Source organism: Mycobacterium palustre (genome assembly GCF_002101785.1).
GTDB lineage: Bacteria > Actinomycetota > Actinomycetes > Mycobacteriales > Mycobacteriaceae > Mycobacterium > Mycobacterium palustre.
The window spans coordinates 19,689-34,701 of the sequence record NZ_LQPJ01000008.1; the positions used below are offsets into that span (position 1 = coordinate 19,689).

Consider the following 15,013-nt stretch of genomic DNA (forward strand, 5'->3'; position numbering starts at 1 on the left):
TTTCCGGGGCGTCCCGACGGGGCCGATACTGGACACCGTCATGGCCCAACAATTGGTTTTCACCGAGCCCCGCCGCAGCCGGCCGCCGCGGCACCTGGCCGACCTCGACGAGGCGGGCCGCGCGTCGGCCGTCGCCGAGCTGGGCCTGCCGCCGTTTCGCGCCAAGCAGCTCGCGCACCAGTACTACGGCCGGCTGATCGCCGATCCCCGGGAGATGACCGACCTCCCGGCGTCGGTGCGATCGGTGATCGCCGAGGCGATGTTCCCGACCCTGCTCACCGCGGCCGCCGACGTCAGCTGCGACGCCGGCCAGACCCGAAAGACGTTGTGGCGGGCCCTCGATGGCGCGACCGTCGAGTCGGTGCTGATGCGCTACCCGCACCGCAACACGGTGTGCATCTCGTCGCAGGCCGGCTGCGGCATGGCCTGCCCGTTCTGTGCCACCGGCCAGGGCGGGCTGACCCGCAACCTGTCCACCGCCGAGATCCTCGAGCAGGTCCGGTCGGCCGCCGCGGCCCTGCGCGACGACTTCGGGGACCGGTTGTCCAACGTGGTGTTCATGGGCATGGGGGAGCCGCTGGCCAACTACGCGCGGGTGGTGGCCGCGGTGCGGCGCATCACCGAACCGCCGCCGCGGGGCTTCGGCATCTCTGCCCGGTCGGTGACGGTGTCGACGGTCGGTCTGGTCCCGGCGATCCGCAAACTCGCCGACGAGGGACTGGGGGTGACGCTGGCGCTGTCGTTGCACGCCCCCGACGACGAGCTGCGCGACACGCTGGTCCCGGTCAACACCCGGTGGAAGGTCGCCGAGGCGCTCGACGCGGCCCGGCACTACGCCGACGCGACCGGCCGCCGGGTCTCGGTCGAATACGCGCTGATCCGCGACGTCAACGACCAGCCCTGGCGGGCCGACCTGCTGGGCAAGCGGCTGCACCGGGCGCTCGGGCAGCTGGTGCACGTGAACCTGATCCCGCTCAACCCCACGCCGGGTAGCGACTGGGACGCCAGCCCGAAGGCCGTGGAGCGGGAGTTCGTGCGGCGGGTCCGCGCTCAGGGCGTGTCTTGCACGGTGCGCGACACGCGGGGCCGGGAGATCAGCGCCGCCTGTGGACAGCTGGCCGCCGGAAGCGGGTAGTAGCTGCGCCGAGCGTGCAACTGTTGCGAGTTTTTCGCGAGTTTTTCGCACTGGCTGCACGTTCGGCGAGTCATCGCCTGAACCGAGATGAACCGCGGAGCCGGCTCGAACGTCGTTATGGCATAACACCAGCAAACGAGGTGAGCCATGATTGTCCGCTTGTTGTCTCCGTTCAAGTTGTTTGCCGCCGCGGTGTTCGCGGCGGTCCTGATCTTCGGGCTGGCCGAGCCGCCCCGGGCCGCGGCCGCCGACGAGCGCCTGCAATTCACCGGGACCACGCTCAGCGGCGCGCCGTTCAGCGGCGCCAGCCTGCAGGGGAAGCCGGCGGTCCTGTGGTTCTGGACGCCGTGGTGCCCGTTCTGCAACGCCGAAGCCCCCGGCGTCAGCCAGGTGGCGGCCGCCAACCCGCGCGTCACGTTCGTCGGCGTCGCGGCGCACTCCGACGTCGGGGCGATGCAGGGCTTCGTCTCCAAATACGGCCTGAACTTCACCACCCTCAACGACGCCGACGGCTCGATCTGGGCCCGCTACAACGTGCCCTGGCAGCCGGCGTGGGTGTTCTACCGGCCGGACGGCAGCTCGACGTTCGTCAACAACCCGACCTCGGCGATGTCGGCCCAGGAGCTGTCCGGCCGGGTCGCCGCGCTGACGTCCTGACGTGGACGGCGCTCTCATCGGCCTGGCGTTCGCCGCCGGACTGGTCGCGGCCCTCAACCCCTGTGGCTTTGCCATGCTGCCGGGATACCTGCTCCTCGTCGTGCGCGGCCAGCAAGCCGGCGGGCGGGCCGGGCCCGCCGCGCTGCGCCGGGCGCTGGCGGCCACCCTCGGGATGGCGCTCGGCTTTGTGACCGTGTTCGGGTTGTTCGGCGCGCTGACCATATCGGCGGCCGCGACGGTGCAGCGCTACCTGCCGTACGGCACCGCGGCGATCGGCGCCGTCCTGGTGGGGCTCGGGCTTTGGCTGCTGGCGGGGCGGGAGCTGACGGCGCTGACGCCGCGGCGGCCGGGCGCCCGGTGGGCGCCGGACGCGAGGCTGGTTTCGATGTACTCCTACGGCGTCGGCTACGCCGTCGCCTCCCTGTCCTGCACCGTGGGGCCGTTTCTGGCCGTCACCGCCGCCGGCCTGCGGGCCGGGTCGGTCCTGACGGCGGCGACGATCTACCTCGCCTACGTCGCGGGCCTGAGCCTGGTGGTCGGGGTGCTGGCCGTCGCCGCCGCGGATCTGGCCGGGGCCGCGTCCGCCCTCGCCGACCGGTTCCGCCGGGCGCTGCCGTTCGTCAACCGGATCGGGGGCGCCCTGCTGGTGCCCGTCGGGCTGTACGTCGCCTATTACGGGGTCTACGAGCTGCGCCTTTTCGGCGGCCGGGCGAACCCCCACGACGCCGTCATCGCGGCGGCCGGCCGCCTGCAGGGCGCCCTGGCCGGGTGGGTGCACCAGCACGGCGCTTGGCCCTGGGCGCTCGCCCTGGGGCTGGTGGCGGCCGGCGCGTTCGCGGGCGGCCGGTATCGCCGCGCCCGGCGTTAGCGCGTCGGCGCGGCAGCCGTCGGACGGCCGCGCGAGAGCGTGCCCGCTACCTGATCCAGCCGCGCCGGCGGCCCCACCAGTCGCGGCCGAGGACGAACACCGTCAGGGCGGCAAAAGCGATCAGGAACCAGTCCTCGATGTGGCCGACGTGGTTGCCGCGCAGCATGGCCAGCAGGAATATGACGATGACCGCCCCGGTGATGCGCCAGGTGCGGACGTTGATCTTGCTCCACCCCCACGCTGCCGACGGCACCTCGGCGACGTCGACGCCGTTGTAGTGCTCCACCTCGGTACTGGCCACGGCGAATCCCTTCCGGATCGGATCGGCTGGTATGGGTGATTCTGGCACACCCGCCGCGGGACCCCTCGGCACCGCCGAGCGGGGCACAATGGGTGGGTGAGCAACCCGACCGCCGAGCGCCGCCTGCGCGTGCTGGTGCTGGGCAGTACCGGGTCCATCGGCACCCAGGCGCTGCAGGTCATCGCCGCCAACCCGGACCGCTTCGAGGTTGTCGGGCTGGCCGCCGGCGGCGCCAACGTGGACGAGCTGGCGCGCCAGCGCGCCGAGACCGGCGTCACCAACATCGCGGTCGCCGACGAGGGCGCCGCGCAGCGCGCCGGCGGGGTCACCTTCAGCGGGCCGGACGCCGCCGCCCGGCTGGTCGAGGAGACCGAGGCCGACGTCGTGCTCAACGCGCTGGTCGGGGCGCTGGGCCTGCGGCCGACGCTGGCCGCGCTCAACTCCGGGGCCCGGCTGGCACTGGCCAACAAGGAATCGCTGGTGGCCGGCGGCCCGCTGGTGTTGCGGGCGGCGCGGCCGGGCCAGATAGTGCCCGTCGACTCCGAGCACTCCGCCCTGGCGCAGTGCCTGCGCGGCGGCACCCCCGACGAGGTGGCCAAGCTGGTGTTGACCGCCTCGGGCGGCCCGTTCCGCGGCTGGTCGGCGGCCGACCTGGAAGACGTCACCCCCGAGCAGGCCGGCGCGCATCCCACGTGGTCGATGGGCCCGATGAACACGCTGAACTCGGCGTCGCTGGTCAACAAGGGGCTGGAGCTCATCGAGACGCACCTGTTGTTCGGCATCGCGTACGACCGCATCGAGGTCGTCGTGCACCCCCAGTCGATCGTTCATTCGATGGTCACCTTCGTCGACGGCTCGACGATCGCCCAGGCCAGCCCCCCGGACATGAAGCTGCCCATCGCGCTGGCGCTGGGCTGGCCCCGCCGAGTCCCGGGCGCGGCCGCCAGCTGCGACTTCCGCACCGCCGCGACCTGGGAGTTCGAGCCGCTGGACACCGGCGTCTTCCCCGCCGTCGAGCTGGCCCGGCACGCCGGCGAGACCGGCGGCTGCATGACCGCGGTCTACAACGCCGCCAACGAGGAAGCCGCCGAGGCGTTCCTGGCCGGGCGGATCGGCTTCCCCGCGATCGTGCGCACCATCGCCGAGGTCCTGCGCGCTGCCGACCAATGGGCCGTCGAACCCGCTACCGTGGATGACGTACTCGAGGCGCAGCGCTGGGCCCGTGCGCAAGCGCGACGCGAGGTTTCCGAAATGGTTTTAGAAAGGTCCTAGCGACGAATGATGTTCGCAATCGGCATTGTGCTGTTCGCGCTCGCCATCCTGATCTCGGTGGCGCTGCACGAATGCGGCCACATGTGGGTGGCCCGCGCGACCGGCATGAAGGTGCGCCGCTACTTCGTCGGCTTCGGCCCGACGCTGTGGTCGACCCGGCGGGGTGAGACGCAATACGGCGTCAAGGCGGTGCCGCTGGGTGGCTTCTGCGACATCGCCGGCATGACCCCCGTCGAGGACCTGGCGCCCGACGAGGCCGAGCGGGCCATGTACAAGCAGGCGACCTGGAAGCGGGTGGCGACGCTGTTCGCCGGCCCCGGCATGAACTTCGTCATCTGCCTGGTGCTGATCTACGGCATCGCGCTCGTCTGGGGCCTGCCCAACCTGCACCCCCCCACCAAGGCAATCGTCGGCGAAACCGCTTGCGTGGCACCGGAAGTCGCTCCGGGCAAGGTCGGCGACTGCACCGGTCCCGGCCCGGCGGCGCTGGCCGGGATCCGCCCCGGCGACGTCGTCGTCAAGGTCGGCGACACCCCGGTGTCCACGTTCGACGACATGGCCGCGGCCGTGCGCAAGCTGCGCGGCATGGTGCCGGTGGTCGTCGACCGCGACGGCACCACCGTCACCACCTACGTCGACGTCACGCCCACCCAGCGCTACCTGACCAAGGGGCAGAACGGCAAGCCCGAGGCCGCCACCGTCGGGGCGATCGGCGTCGGCGCCGTCAAGGTCGCGCCCGCCCACTACAACGTCCTCTCGGCGATACCGGCCACCGTCGCCTTCGCCGGCGACCTGACCGTCGAGGTGGGCAAGGCGCTGGTCACCATCCCGACCAAGGTCGGGGCGCTGGTGCACGCCATCGGGGGCGGCCAGCGCGACCCGCAGACGCCGATGAGCGTGGTCGGGGCCAGCATCATCGGCGGCGACACCGTCGACCACGGGCTGTGGGTGGCGTTCTGGTTCTTTTTGGCCCAGCTGAACCTCATCCTGGGCGCGATCAACCTGGTGCCGCTGCTGCCCTTCGACGGCGGCCACATCGCCATCGCGGTGTTCGAGAAGATCCGCAACCTGATCCGGTCGGCCCGCGGCATGGTCGCCGCCGCGCCCGTGAACTACCTCAAGCTGATGCCCGCGACGTACGTAGTGTTGGTGTTCGTCGCCGGTTACATGCTGCTGACCGTGACCGCGGATCTGGTCAACCCGATCAGGCTGTTCCAATGAGCGCCGGGTCCGTCGGCCTCGGCATGCCCACCGCCCCGGCGCCCACGCTGGCGCCGCGGCGCAAGACCCGGCAGCTCACGGTCGGCGGCGTCGGGGTCGGCAGCGACCACCCGATTTCGGTGCAGTCGATGTGCACCACCAAGACCCACGACGTCAACGCGACGCTGCAGCAGATCGCCGAGCTGACCGCCGCCGGTTGCGACATCGTCCGGGTGGCCTGCCCACGCCAGGAGGACGCCGACGCGCTGGCCGAGATCGCCCGGCACAGCCAGATCCCGGTGATCGCCGACATTCACTTCCAGCCCAGGTACATCTTCGCCGCCATCGACGCCGGCTGCGCCGCCGTGCGGGTAAACCCGGGCAACATCAAGGAATTCGACGGCCGGGTGGGCGAGGTGGCCAAGGCCGCCGCCGCGGCCGGCATCCCGATCCGCATCGGCGTCAACGCCGGCTCGCTGGACAAGCGGTTTTTGCAGAAGTACGGCAAGGCGACCCCCGAGGCGCTGGTCGAGTCGGCGCTGTGGGAGGCCTCGCTGTTCGCCGAGCACGGCTTTTCCGACATCAAGATCAGCGTCAAGCACAACGACCCGGTCGTCATGGTCGCCGCCTACGAGCAGCTGGCCGCGGCGTGCGACTATCCGCTGCACCTGGGCGTCACCGAGGCCGGCCCGGCGTTTCAGGGCACCATCAAGTCCGCGGTGGCCTTCGGCGCGCTGCTGTCCCGCGGCATCGGCGACACCATCCGGGTGTCGCTGTCGGCGCCGCCGGTCGAGGAGGTCAAGGTCGGCATCCAGATCCTGGAGTCGCTGAACCTGCGGCCGCGCTCCCTCGAGATCGTGTCCTGCCCGTCGTGCGGTCGCGCGCAGGTCGACGTCTACACCCTGGCCAACGAGGTCACCGCCGGCCTGGACGGCCTCGACGTGCCGCTGCGGGTCGCCGTGATGGGCTGCGTCGTCAACGGTCCGGGCGAGGCCCGCGAGGCCGACCTCGGCGTCGCGTCGGGAAATGGCAAGGGCCAGATCTTCGTTCGCGGCGAGGTCATCAAAACCGTGCCCGAGGCGCAGATCGTCGAGACGCTGATCGAGGAGGCCATGCGGCTCGCCTCGCAGATGGGCGACGGGGGTCCCGGAAAAGAAACGAGCGGTTCGCCGGTTGTGACCGTAAGCTGATTCTGATCCCTTAGTTCGCACCACAGAGAGTTCGCCACATGTCGGCTCCGCCCCTCTTTCGCCTTGTCGGCGAGCGGCGGGTGTCCGTGGTGCGCGACGCCGCCGCGGTCTGGCGGGTGTTCGACGACGACCCGGTCGGTTCCTGCATGGTCGCGGCCCGCGTCGCCGACCACGGCATCGAACCCAATGCCATCGGCGGGGAGCTGTGGACGCGCCGCGGCCCGGAGGAGTCGCTGTGCTTCGCCGGCGCCAACCTGATCCCGCTGCGCGGCGGCCCGGCCGACCTGATCGCCTTCGCCGACGAGGCGATGAGCGGGACGCGGCGCTGTTCGTCGCTGGTGGGCCGGGCGAACCTGGTGATGCCGATGTGGGAGCGGCTCGAGTCGGCGTGGGGCCCGGCGCGCGACGTGCGCGACAACCAGCCGCTGATGGCGCTCACCAGCCACCCGAACTGCGACATCGACCCCGGCGTGCGCCAGGTCCGGCCGGACGAGCTGGACGCCTACCTGGTGGCCGCCGTCGACATGTTCATCGGCGAGGTGGGCGTCGATCCGCGGCTCGGGGACGGCGGCCGCGGTTACCGCCGCCGGGTGGCCAGCCTGATCGCCGCCGGGCGGGCGTGGGCCCGCTTCGAGCACGGCCAGGTCGTCTTCAAGGCCGAGGTGGGGTCGCAGTCTCCCGGCGTCGGCCAGATCCAGGGGGTGTGGGTGCACCCGGAGCGGCGCGGCCTCGGGCTGGGCACCGCCGGCACCGCGACGGTGGCCGCCGTGATCGTGGGCGCCGGCCGGATCGCCAGCCTCTACGTCAACGACTTCAACACGGTCGCGCGCGCGGCCTACACCCGGGTCGGCTTCAAGGAGGTCGGCACCTTCGCCACGGTGCTGCTCGACTGACGCGGCCTTTCGCCCGCGGTGCGTTACGCACGCCGACGTCACGGTTTCGTCTCGGTGTGTCGGCGGCCCCGCAACAGTGAACATTCATAACATCTGTACCGATGGTCACAAACACCCCATTGGTATCGGTGGCGACGAGCCTGGCGCTCGTCGGGGCGATCGCCCTGTCCGGATGCACGCCGCGGCCCGACGGGCCCGGCCCGGCCGCCGAAAAGTACCTGCGCGCCCTGTCGATCGGCGACACCGCGACGGCCGCCCAGCTCAGCGACGACCCCAACGAGGCGCGCGCGGCGCTGAACGCGGCGTGGGCCGGGCTGCAGGCCACCCACTTGGACGCGCAGATCCTCAGCGCCAAGTACGCCGAGGACACCGGCACCGTCGACTACCGCTTCACCTGGCACCTGCCGAAGAACCGGACCTGGAGCTATGACGGCCAGCTGAAGATGGCCCGCGACGAGGGACGCTGGGAGGTCCGGTGGGCCAGCACCGACCTGCACCCCAAGCTCGGTGAGCACCAGACGTTCGCGCTGCGGTCCGACCCGCCGCGGCGCGCCTCGGTGAACGAGCTCGGCGGCACCGACGTGCTCACGCCGGGCTACCTGTACCACTACACGCTCGACGCCACCCAGGCCGGGCCCGCACTGATCGGGACGACCCACGCGATCGTCGACGTCCTGCGGCCGTTCAACAACACCCTCACCGACCCGCAGCTGCTCGCCGAGCAGGCCAGCTCGGCGTCCGAGCCGCTGGACCTGGGCGTCACACTGCACCCCGACGACAACGACAAGGTCTTCCCGGCGATCGGCAGGCTGCCCGGCATCGTCGTCACCCCCCAGGCCGAAATGCTGCCCACCGACCCGCATTTCGCGCCGGCCGTCGTCAACGCGGTGAAAAAGGCCGTGACGGACCAACTCATCGGTCAGGCGGGCTGGCGGGTGGTCAGCGTCAACCAGAACGGCGTCGACGTCGCGGTGCTGCAGGAGGTCGAGGGCTCGCCGGCGCCGTCGGTGTCGATCACCTTGGACCGCTCGGTGCAAAACGCCGCCCAGCACGCGGTGGACACCCGCGGCGGCAAGGCGATGATCGTGGTGATCAAGCCGTCGACGGGGGAGATCCTCGCGATCGCGCAGAATAAGGCCGCCGACGCCGACGGCCTGCCCGCCACCACCGGCCTGTTCCCGCCCGGGTCGACGTTCAAGATGATCACGGCGGGCGCGGCCGTCGACCGCGAGATGGCCACGCCCAACACCATGCTGGGCTGCCCCGGTCACATCGACATCGGGCACCGCACCATCCCCAACTACGGCGGCTTCGACCTGGGCGTGGTGCCGATGTCGCGGGCGTTCGCCAGCTCCTGCAACACCACGTTCGCCGAGCTGAGCAGCAGGATGCCGCCGCGCGGCCTGACGCAGGCGGCCACCCGCTACGGGATCGGGCTGGACTACCAGGTGGAAGGCATCACCACCGTGACGGGGTCGGTGCCGCCGACCGTGGACCTCGTCGAGCGCACCGAGGACGGCTTCGGGCAGGGCAAGGTGCTGGCCAGCCCCTTCGGCATGGCGCTGGTGGCGGCCACCGTCGCGGCCGGCAAGATGCCGGTGCCGCAGCTGATCGCCGGGCGGCCCACGACGGTCGAGGGCGACAACACCCCGATCTCGCCGAAGATGGTCGACGCGCTGCGGCCGATGATGCGGCTGGTGGTGACCAACGGGACCGCCAAGGAGATCTCCGGATGCTGCGGCGAGGTGTACGGGAAGACCGGCGAGGCCGAGTTCCCCGGCGGCTCGCACTCCTGGTTCGCCGGATACCGCGGCGACCTGGCCTTTGCGGCGCTCATCGTCGGGGGCGGCAGCTCGGAATACGCGGTCCGGATGACCAAGGTGATGTTCGAATCGCTGCCGCGGGACTACCTGGCGTAGGGGCGGTCCCGGCCCGCTTCCCGTGTGCGCTGGTGGCGGTGAGTGTGAGCTGACGGCTTTGCGTGTGAGCCGACGGCGGGGGATCGCGGCGTGTCGCCGCCCCATGCTCACAGTGAAGGCCGCGGATTCACACGAGAGACGAAGCAGGTGCCCCCGCCGCGCGATTATGCTGGTCGCCATGCCCACTCGCAGCGCGCTTTCCCCCGGAGTCATCTCCCCGACGCTGCCGGTGCCCAGCCGCATCGAACGTCCGGAATACGTCGGCAAGCCGACGGCCAGGGAAGGCAGCGAACCCTGGGTGCAAACGCCCGAGGTGATCGAGAAGATGCGCGTCGCGGGCCGGATCGCCGCGGGCGCGCTGGCCGAGGCCGGCAAGGCCGTGGCCCCCGGCGTGACGACCGACGAGCTCGACCGGATCGCCCACGAGTACATGATCGACAACGGCGCCTACCCCTCGACGCTGGGCTACAAGGGCTTCCCGAAGTCGTGCTGCACGTCGCTCAACGAGGTCATCTGCCACGGCATCCCGGACTCGACGGTGATCGAGGACGGCGACATCGTCAACATCGACGTCACCGCCTACATCGACGGGGTGCACGGCGACACCAACGCCACCTTTTTGGCCGGCGACGTCGCCGAGGAGCACCGGCTGCTGGTGGAGCGGACCCACGAGGCCACGATGCGCGCGATCAACGCGGTCAAGCCCGGCCGCGCGCTCTCGGTCGTCGGCCGCGTCATCGAGTCGTACGCAAACCGGTTCGGCTACAACGTCGTTCGTGACTTCACCGGACACGGCATCGGGACCACGTTCCACAACGGGCTGGTCGTGCTGCACTACGACCAGCCCGCCGTGTCGACGATCATCCAGCCGGGTATGACGTTCACCATCGAGCCGATGATCAACCTCGGCTCGCTGGACTACGAGATCTGGGACGACGGCTGGACGGTCGTCACCAAGGACCGCAAGTGGACCGCGCAATTCGAGCACACGCTGTTGGTCACCGACAGCGGCGCCGAGATCCTCACCCAGCTGTGACGCGGTGACCGGCGCGCTGCTGGTCGCGGGCACCAGCTCGGACGCCGGGAAATCGGTGGTGGTCGCGGGCCTGTGTCGGCTGTTGGCGCGCAAGGGGATTCGCGTCGCGCCGTTCAAGGCGCAGAACATGTCCAACAATTCGGTGGTCACCGCCGACGGCGGCGAGATCGGCCGCGCCCAGGCGCTGCAGGCCCGCGCGGCGGGGCTGGCGCCCAGCGTGCGGTTCAACCCGATCCTGCTGAAGCCCGGCGGCGACCGAACCTCGCAGCTGGTGATCCGCGGCCGGGTCGCCGGATCCGTCGCCGCCGCCGGGTACGTGCGCCATCGCGACCGGCTCGCCCGCATCGTCGAAGACGAATTGTCGCGGCTGCGTGACGAATTCGACGCGGTGATCTGCGAGGGGGCGGGCTCGCCGGCCGAGATCAACCTGCGCGCCACCGATTTGGCCAACATGGGGCTGGCCCGGGCGGCGAATCTGCCGGTGATCCTGGTCGGCGACATCGACCGCGGCGGCCTGCTCGCCCACCTGTTCGGCACCGTCGCGGTGCTCGAGCCCGAGGACCAGGCGCTGATCGCCGGCTTCGTCGTCAACAAGTTTCGGGGCGACCCCGCGCTGTTGGAGCCGGGGCTCGAGCGGCTGCAGGCCATCACCGGCCGTCCCACCTATGGCGTGCTGCCTTACGCCGAGGAGCTCTGGCTCGACGCCGAGGACTCGCTGTCGGTGGTGGCGCGCCGCGTGGTCGGCACGCCCGAGCCGCCGCGCGGCGCGGAGTGGCTGCGGGTGGCCGCGGTCCGGCTGCCGCGGATCTCGAACTCCACCGACGTCGAGGCCCTGGCGTGCGAGCCTGGCGTGGTGGTGCGCTGGACCACCGATCCGGCCGAGCTGGCCGACGCCGACCTGATCGTGCTTCCGGGCAGCAAGGCCACGGTCGCCGACCTGAACTGGCTGCGCGATCGCGGCCTGGCCGGCGCCATCGCCGAGCACGCGCGGGCCGGCAAGCCCGTGCTGGGCATCTGCGGCGGCCTGCAGATGCTGTGCCGGCGCATCGAGGACACCGTCGAATCGGGCGCGGGGGAAGTCGCCGGGCTGGGCCTGCTCGATGCCGACGTCGTCTTCGCCCCGGACAAAATCTTGCGCCGCTGGCAAGCGCCGTTGAGCGGCTACGAGATCCATCACGGACGGCTGTCGCGAAGCGCCGCGGAGACCTGGTTCGCGGTCGACGGCCACCCGCAGGGCGTCGTGCGCGGCGCGGTGTTCGGCACCCACTGGCACGGGCTGCTCGACAACGACGCCTTCCGTCGGTCCTGGCTCGCCCGTGTCGCCGAGGCGGCCGGTCGCGACGGCTTCGTGGTGGCCGACACCGACGTCGCCGCGCGCCGCGACGCCCAACTCGACGCGATCGCCGACCTGCTGGCCGCCCACCTCGACGTCGACGCCGTCCTCGGCCTGCTCGACGGGCCGCCGCCGCGCCGGCCCCACATCGCAAGCAGGTTGCGACCGTAGGCGGCCCGGGCGGCGGAAGCTCGCGCGCGCAGGCCAATGGTTGTAGCGTGCGTGAGTGTCCTCCATGATGACCACGCTCGACGGGTTTGGAGTTCCGGTGGCCGTGGCCGGCCCGGAAAAGGGCGTCGTGGTCGTAGTTTTGGGCGACCATCAGCGCGCCCCCGCCGCTTACGACGCGGTGTGCGAGCGGCTGCACACGGCGTCGCTTCGCACCGTGGTCATCGGGCATGACCAGAGGCTCACCCCCAAGTCGGTGGTCGGCATCCTCGACGTGCTGGGCATCGGCTGGGCCGTGGTCGTCGGCGACCGCGCCGGCGGCGAGCTCGCCTGGGAGCTCGCGGCCACCCGGCTGGGCCGGTTCGTCGGCCTGGTGGTGATCGACCGCGGACATCCGCGGGTGGCCGACCTCGGGGGCGCGGTCCTCGACGACCACTGCCCGCCGGTGGAGATCGGCACCACCGTGCTGGTCAGCTCCGCGGCGGCCCGCTCCGTGGCAAGGGCCAGCCAGCGTTTCGTGTACGCCGAATACCGCGTGGTCGAGCTGGGGCGGCGCAGTGTGCAGGAGTCGACCGCGCAGCTGGCGGCCGAGATCGTGTTGCGCACCAGCACCTGGTAGTCGGCCGAGGACGCATTGGTTGTGAACGCCTATCGGCCCGTGGTCGGCCTGACGTGCTATCTCGAGCAGATCCAGACCGGCGCCTGGGACATCCCCGCCGGCTACCTGCCCGCCGACTACTTCCAGGGCGTCACCATGGCCGGGGGCATCGCGGCGCTGCTGCCGCCGCAACCGTCGGACCCCGAGATCGTCGGCAGCCTGCTCGACAGCCTGGACGCCCTGGTGATCACCGGCGGCTACGACGTCGACCCCGAGCGCTACGCCCAGCAGCCGCACCCCGCCACCGACCCGCCCCGCGCCGACCGCGACGCCTGGGAATTCGCGCTGCTGGCCGGCGCGCTGGACCGCGGGCTGCCGGTGCTGGGCATCTGCCGCGGCGCCCAGGTGCTCAACGTCGCGTTCGGCGGCACGCTGCACCAGCACCTGCCCGACGTGCTCGGCCACAGCGGCCACCGCGCGGGCAACGGGGTATTCGCCCGGCTTCCCGTTCGCACCGTGGCGGGCACCCGGCTCGCCTCGCTGCTCGGCGAATCTGTCGACGCCCCCTGCTATCACCACCAGGCGATCGACAAGGTCGGCGACGGGCTGGTGGTCGGCGCGTGGGACCCCGACGGCGTCGTCGAGGCGGTGGAGCTGCCCGGCGAGAGCTTCGTGCTCGCGGTGCAATGGCACCCGGAGAAGTCGCTCGACGACCTGCGGCTGTTCGACGCCGTGGTGCAGGCGGCGCGCTCGCGCGGGGACGGCCGAGGACCGCGACACGGCTGATCAGCCCTCGGGCCGCATCCCCGAGCGGGTAAAGTCGTTTGCGGGTCTTCACACCGAAAGTGTTGAAAACGAATCCTTTCAAGGCTCGGGGTCTGTACCATAGAGTTGAACTAACCAGCGATGCGGTCGGGGCGTCGCGGGGCAGCTAGTAACCATCGCAGGGGGAAGAGTTTTGTACGCGGCGACCTGCCGTCACTGTGGCAGGGCCATAGTCCAGCATCCTTCAGGGCTGTGGGTTCCGCGGGCCGGCTCACTGGAAGGCGATCCCGACGGCATTCACTGCCGGGGATCCGCGGGCGGGGGCGAGGCCCGGATTTTGCACGAACCCATGCCTTCCGGGTTGGCGGGTGCGCCGCACTGGCTGACCGCCGATGCCACCCCCGGGGCGGCCTCGTCACGGCGCGAGCCGGATGGTCGCCCGCGCCGGCATGGCCGCGGGGCGCTCCTTTGTGAGCTCGCGAGGATCCGTGTCCAACAGGCCCTGTGCCGGCTGCGGGACCTGGCGCGATTTCGCATAACCGGCAATAACCGGTAGCCGCCAGGCTCAGAACACGATCAACGGGATCGCCGTTTCGGCCTCCGTGGCCCCGCCGTGAAAACCTATGAGCCGCGCGGATTCCGGCGGCTCGTGGCCGGTTGCCAACACGGCGGCGTCGCCGGTGCAGACGACGACGACGTCGCCGATGCGCGCCAGATGCCTCGGGTCGACGGGCCCGAACATCCCCGTGGCGACGGCCTCCTCGCGGGTGTACACCCGGGCCGAGCCGGCGAGCGCCTCGCTCCAGGTGGCCCGCACGTCGGCTGCGGCCCCAATCTCGGTGTGCAGGTAACGCACCCGAGGCTCGCCCGCGACCACCCGCACCCCCGACGCGAGCCGCGGGTCGGTGTCGATGTCGACGCGGGCCTCCGGCGGGACATTGAGGCCGCCGTGGTCGGCGGTGACCAATAGGGCCGCGCCCGGGCAAAGGCCCTCGACCAGCCGGGTCAGCAGCGCGTCGACGCGCGCCGCCGCCTCGTGCCACTGGACGGAATCGATGCCGAACACGTGGGCCGCGGTGTCCAGGTCGGCGGCATAGCCGTAGACCAGGCCCGGCGCCGCGTTCAGCTCGTCGGTCAGCTGCCGGGCGTAGTCGTCGGCCGGGTGCGCGGGGCGAAAGCGGGCGCCGCGATACGCCGCGTCGGTCAGCCCGCTCCCCAGAAACGGCGCGGGCAGCACGGCGCGCGCGGCGATGCCGGCCCGTTCGAGCCGCTCGAACCAGGTGGGCAGCGGTTGCCACTCGGCGGGCGGCGGGTCGTCGCGCCACACGATGTGGCTGAGCACCCTGTCGGTGCCGGGCACGTTGAGCGTGAACCCGAGGACACCGTGCTCGCCCGGTCGGGCGCCGGTGCCCAGCGACACCAGGCTGCTCGGCGTGGTCGACGGGAAGGTGCAGGCGAGCTCGCTGAGCCGCCCGGCGCCGCCGGCCAGGACGGACGCGAGCAGCGGCGCGCTGCCGGCCAGTCGGGGCAGCAGGTGCCAGCCCATCCCGTCGATCAGCATCACCGCGACGCGGTCTTTCGCGCCAACGGATTTCACCAGCCCCAGGCGGTCGACCGCGCCCGGCGCCCCGAGCAACGCGGCCGCGGCGGGCAGCACGTCGCAGATCGAGCCGGGCAC

At 71.5% G+C, this 15,013-nt stretch carries 14 protein-coding genes; 12 read left to right on the top strand and 2 right to left on the bottom strand.

From position 1 onward, the window contains the following. Positions 1-40: 40 nt before the first annotated feature. The 3 genes from rlmN (at position 41) to AWC19_RS00940 (ending at position 2,660) form a co-directional block, all read left to right on the top strand. Positions 41-1,135: a dual-specificity RNA methyltransferase RlmN gene (gene rlmN / locus AWC19_RS00930; RefSeq protein WP_085076231.1), complete on the top strand. Its 1,095-nt coding sequence runs from the start codon at positions 41-43 to the stop codon at positions 1,133-1,135. A gap of 147 nt (positions 1,136-1,282) precedes the next feature. Beyond that, entirely contained in the window at positions 1,283-1,792 is a 510-nt protein-coding gene (dsbE, locus tag AWC19_RS00935; protein WP_085076232.1) for a disulfide bond-forming protein DsbE, read from the top strand. A 1-nt stretch (position 1,793) separates the two neighbouring features. Continuing rightward, the gene (locus AWC19_RS00940) at positions 1,794-2,660 is read left to right on the top strand and encodes a cytochrome c biogenesis CcdA family protein (RefSeq protein ID WP_085076233.1); all 867 of its coding nucleotides are present in this window, start codon (positions 1,794-1,796) and stop codon (positions 2,658-2,660) included. 46 nt (positions 2,661-2,706) lie between these two features. On the opposite strand, the gene AWC19_RS00945 is transcribed toward AWC19_RS00940, so the two are convergent. Next, on the bottom strand, positions 2,707-2,961 hold the full coding sequence (locus AWC19_RS00945; RefSeq protein WP_085076234.1) for a DUF2631 domain-containing protein: 255 nt from the start codon (positions 2,959-2,961) through the stop codon (positions 2,707-2,709). A gap of 96 nt (positions 2,962-3,057) precedes the next feature. On the opposite strand from AWC19_RS00945, the gene dxr reads away from it, so the two are divergent. The 9 genes from dxr to AWC19_RS00990 all read left to right on the top strand — a co-directional run bounded on the left by dxr (position 3,058) and on the right by AWC19_RS00990 (position 13,356). Beyond that, positions 3,058-4,233: a 1-deoxy-D-xylulose-5-phosphate reductoisomerase gene (gene dxr, locus AWC19_RS00950; protein WP_085076235.1), complete on the top strand. Its 1,176-nt coding sequence runs from the start codon at positions 3,058-3,060 to the stop codon at positions 4,231-4,233. A 6-nt stretch (positions 4,234-4,239) separates the two neighbouring features. Next, the gene (locus tag AWC19_RS00955) at positions 4,240-5,454 is read left to right on the top strand and encodes a M50 family metallopeptidase (RefSeq protein WP_085076236.1); all 1,215 of its coding nucleotides are present in this window, start codon (positions 4,240-4,242) and stop codon (positions 5,452-5,454) included. Continuing rightward, entirely contained in the window at positions 5,451-6,623 is a 1,173-nt protein-coding gene (gene ispG / locus AWC19_RS00960; RefSeq protein WP_142280903.1) for a flavodoxin-dependent (E)-4-hydroxy-3-methylbut-2-enyl-diphosphate synthase, read from the top strand. Before AWC19_RS00955 ends, ispG begins: the two co-directional genes overlap by 4 nt. A gap of 38 nt (positions 6,624-6,661) precedes the next feature. Continuing rightward, the gene (locus AWC19_RS00965; protein WP_085076237.1) at positions 6,662-7,516 is read left to right on the top strand and encodes a GNAT family N-acetyltransferase; all 855 of its coding nucleotides are present in this window, start codon (positions 6,662-6,664) and stop codon (positions 7,514-7,516) included. Positions 7,517-7,617: 101 nt separating this feature from the next. Continuing rightward, positions 7,618-9,435 (top strand): penicillin-binding transpeptidase domain-containing protein, encoded by a 1,818-nt coding sequence (locus AWC19_RS00970; protein ID WP_085076238.1) that lies wholly within the window; start codon positions 7,618-7,620, stop codon positions 9,433-9,435. A gap of 178 nt (positions 9,436-9,613) precedes the next feature. Continuing rightward, positions 9,614-10,471, top strand: coding sequence for a type I methionyl aminopeptidase (gene map, locus AWC19_RS00975; protein ID WP_085076272.1), 858 nt, complete (start codon positions 9,614-9,616; stop codon positions 10,469-10,471). A 4-nt stretch (positions 10,472-10,475) separates the two neighbouring features. Then, on the top strand, positions 10,476-11,975 hold the full coding sequence (locus AWC19_RS00980) for a cobyric acid synthase (RefSeq protein ID WP_085076239.1): 1,500 nt from the start codon (positions 10,476-10,478) through the stop codon (positions 11,973-11,975). 64 nt (positions 11,976-12,039) lie between these two features. After that, complete coding sequence (locus tag AWC19_RS00985; protein ID WP_085076240.1) at positions 12,040-12,591, top strand: alpha/beta hydrolase; 552 nt, start codon at positions 12,040-12,042, stop codon at positions 12,589-12,591. A 15-nt stretch (positions 12,592-12,606) separates the two neighbouring features. Next, positions 12,607-13,356, top strand: a complete 750-nt coding sequence (locus AWC19_RS00990; RefSeq protein ID WP_245848622.1) for a gamma-glutamyl-gamma-aminobutyrate hydrolase family protein — start codon at positions 12,607-12,609, stop codon at positions 13,354-13,356. Between the two features lie 544 nt (positions 13,357-13,900). On the opposite strand, the gene AWC19_RS00995 is transcribed toward AWC19_RS00990, so the two are convergent. Beyond that, positions 13,901-15,013: an alkaline phosphatase family protein gene (locus AWC19_RS00995; protein WP_085076241.1), complete on the bottom strand. Its 1,113-nt coding sequence runs from the start codon at positions 15,011-15,013 to the stop codon at positions 13,901-13,903.

Coding starts and splice junctions, on each gene's coding strand:
- AWC19_RS00970 (WP_085076238.1), top strand. CDS start 7,618: ATGGTCACAAACACCCCATTGGTATCGGTGGCGACGAGCCTGGCGCTC.
- AWC19_RS00955 (WP_085076236.1), top strand. CDS start 4,240: ATGATGTTCGCAATCGGCATTGTGCTGTTCGCGCTCGCCATCCTGATC.
- ispG (WP_142280903.1), top strand. CDS start 5,451: ATGAGCGCCGGGTCCGTCGGCCTCGGCATGCCCACCGCCCCGGCGCCC.
- AWC19_RS00985 (WP_085076240.1), top strand. CDS start 12,040: ATGATGACCACGCTCGACGGGTTTGGAGTTCCGGTGGCCGTGGCCGGC.
- AWC19_RS00965 (WP_085076237.1), top strand. CDS start 6,662: ATGTCGGCTCCGCCCCTCTTTCGCCTTGTCGGCGAGCGGCGGGTGTCC.
- dsbE (WP_085076232.1), top strand. CDS start 1,283: ATGATTGTCCGCTTGTTGTCTCCGTTCAAGTTGTTTGCCGCCGCGGTG.
- map (WP_085076272.1), top strand. CDS start 9,614: ATGCCCACTCGCAGCGCGCTTTCCCCCGGAGTCATCTCCCCGACGCTG.
- rlmN (WP_085076231.1), top strand. CDS start 41: ATGGCCCAACAATTGGTTTTCACCGAGCCCCGCCGCAGCCGGCCGCCG.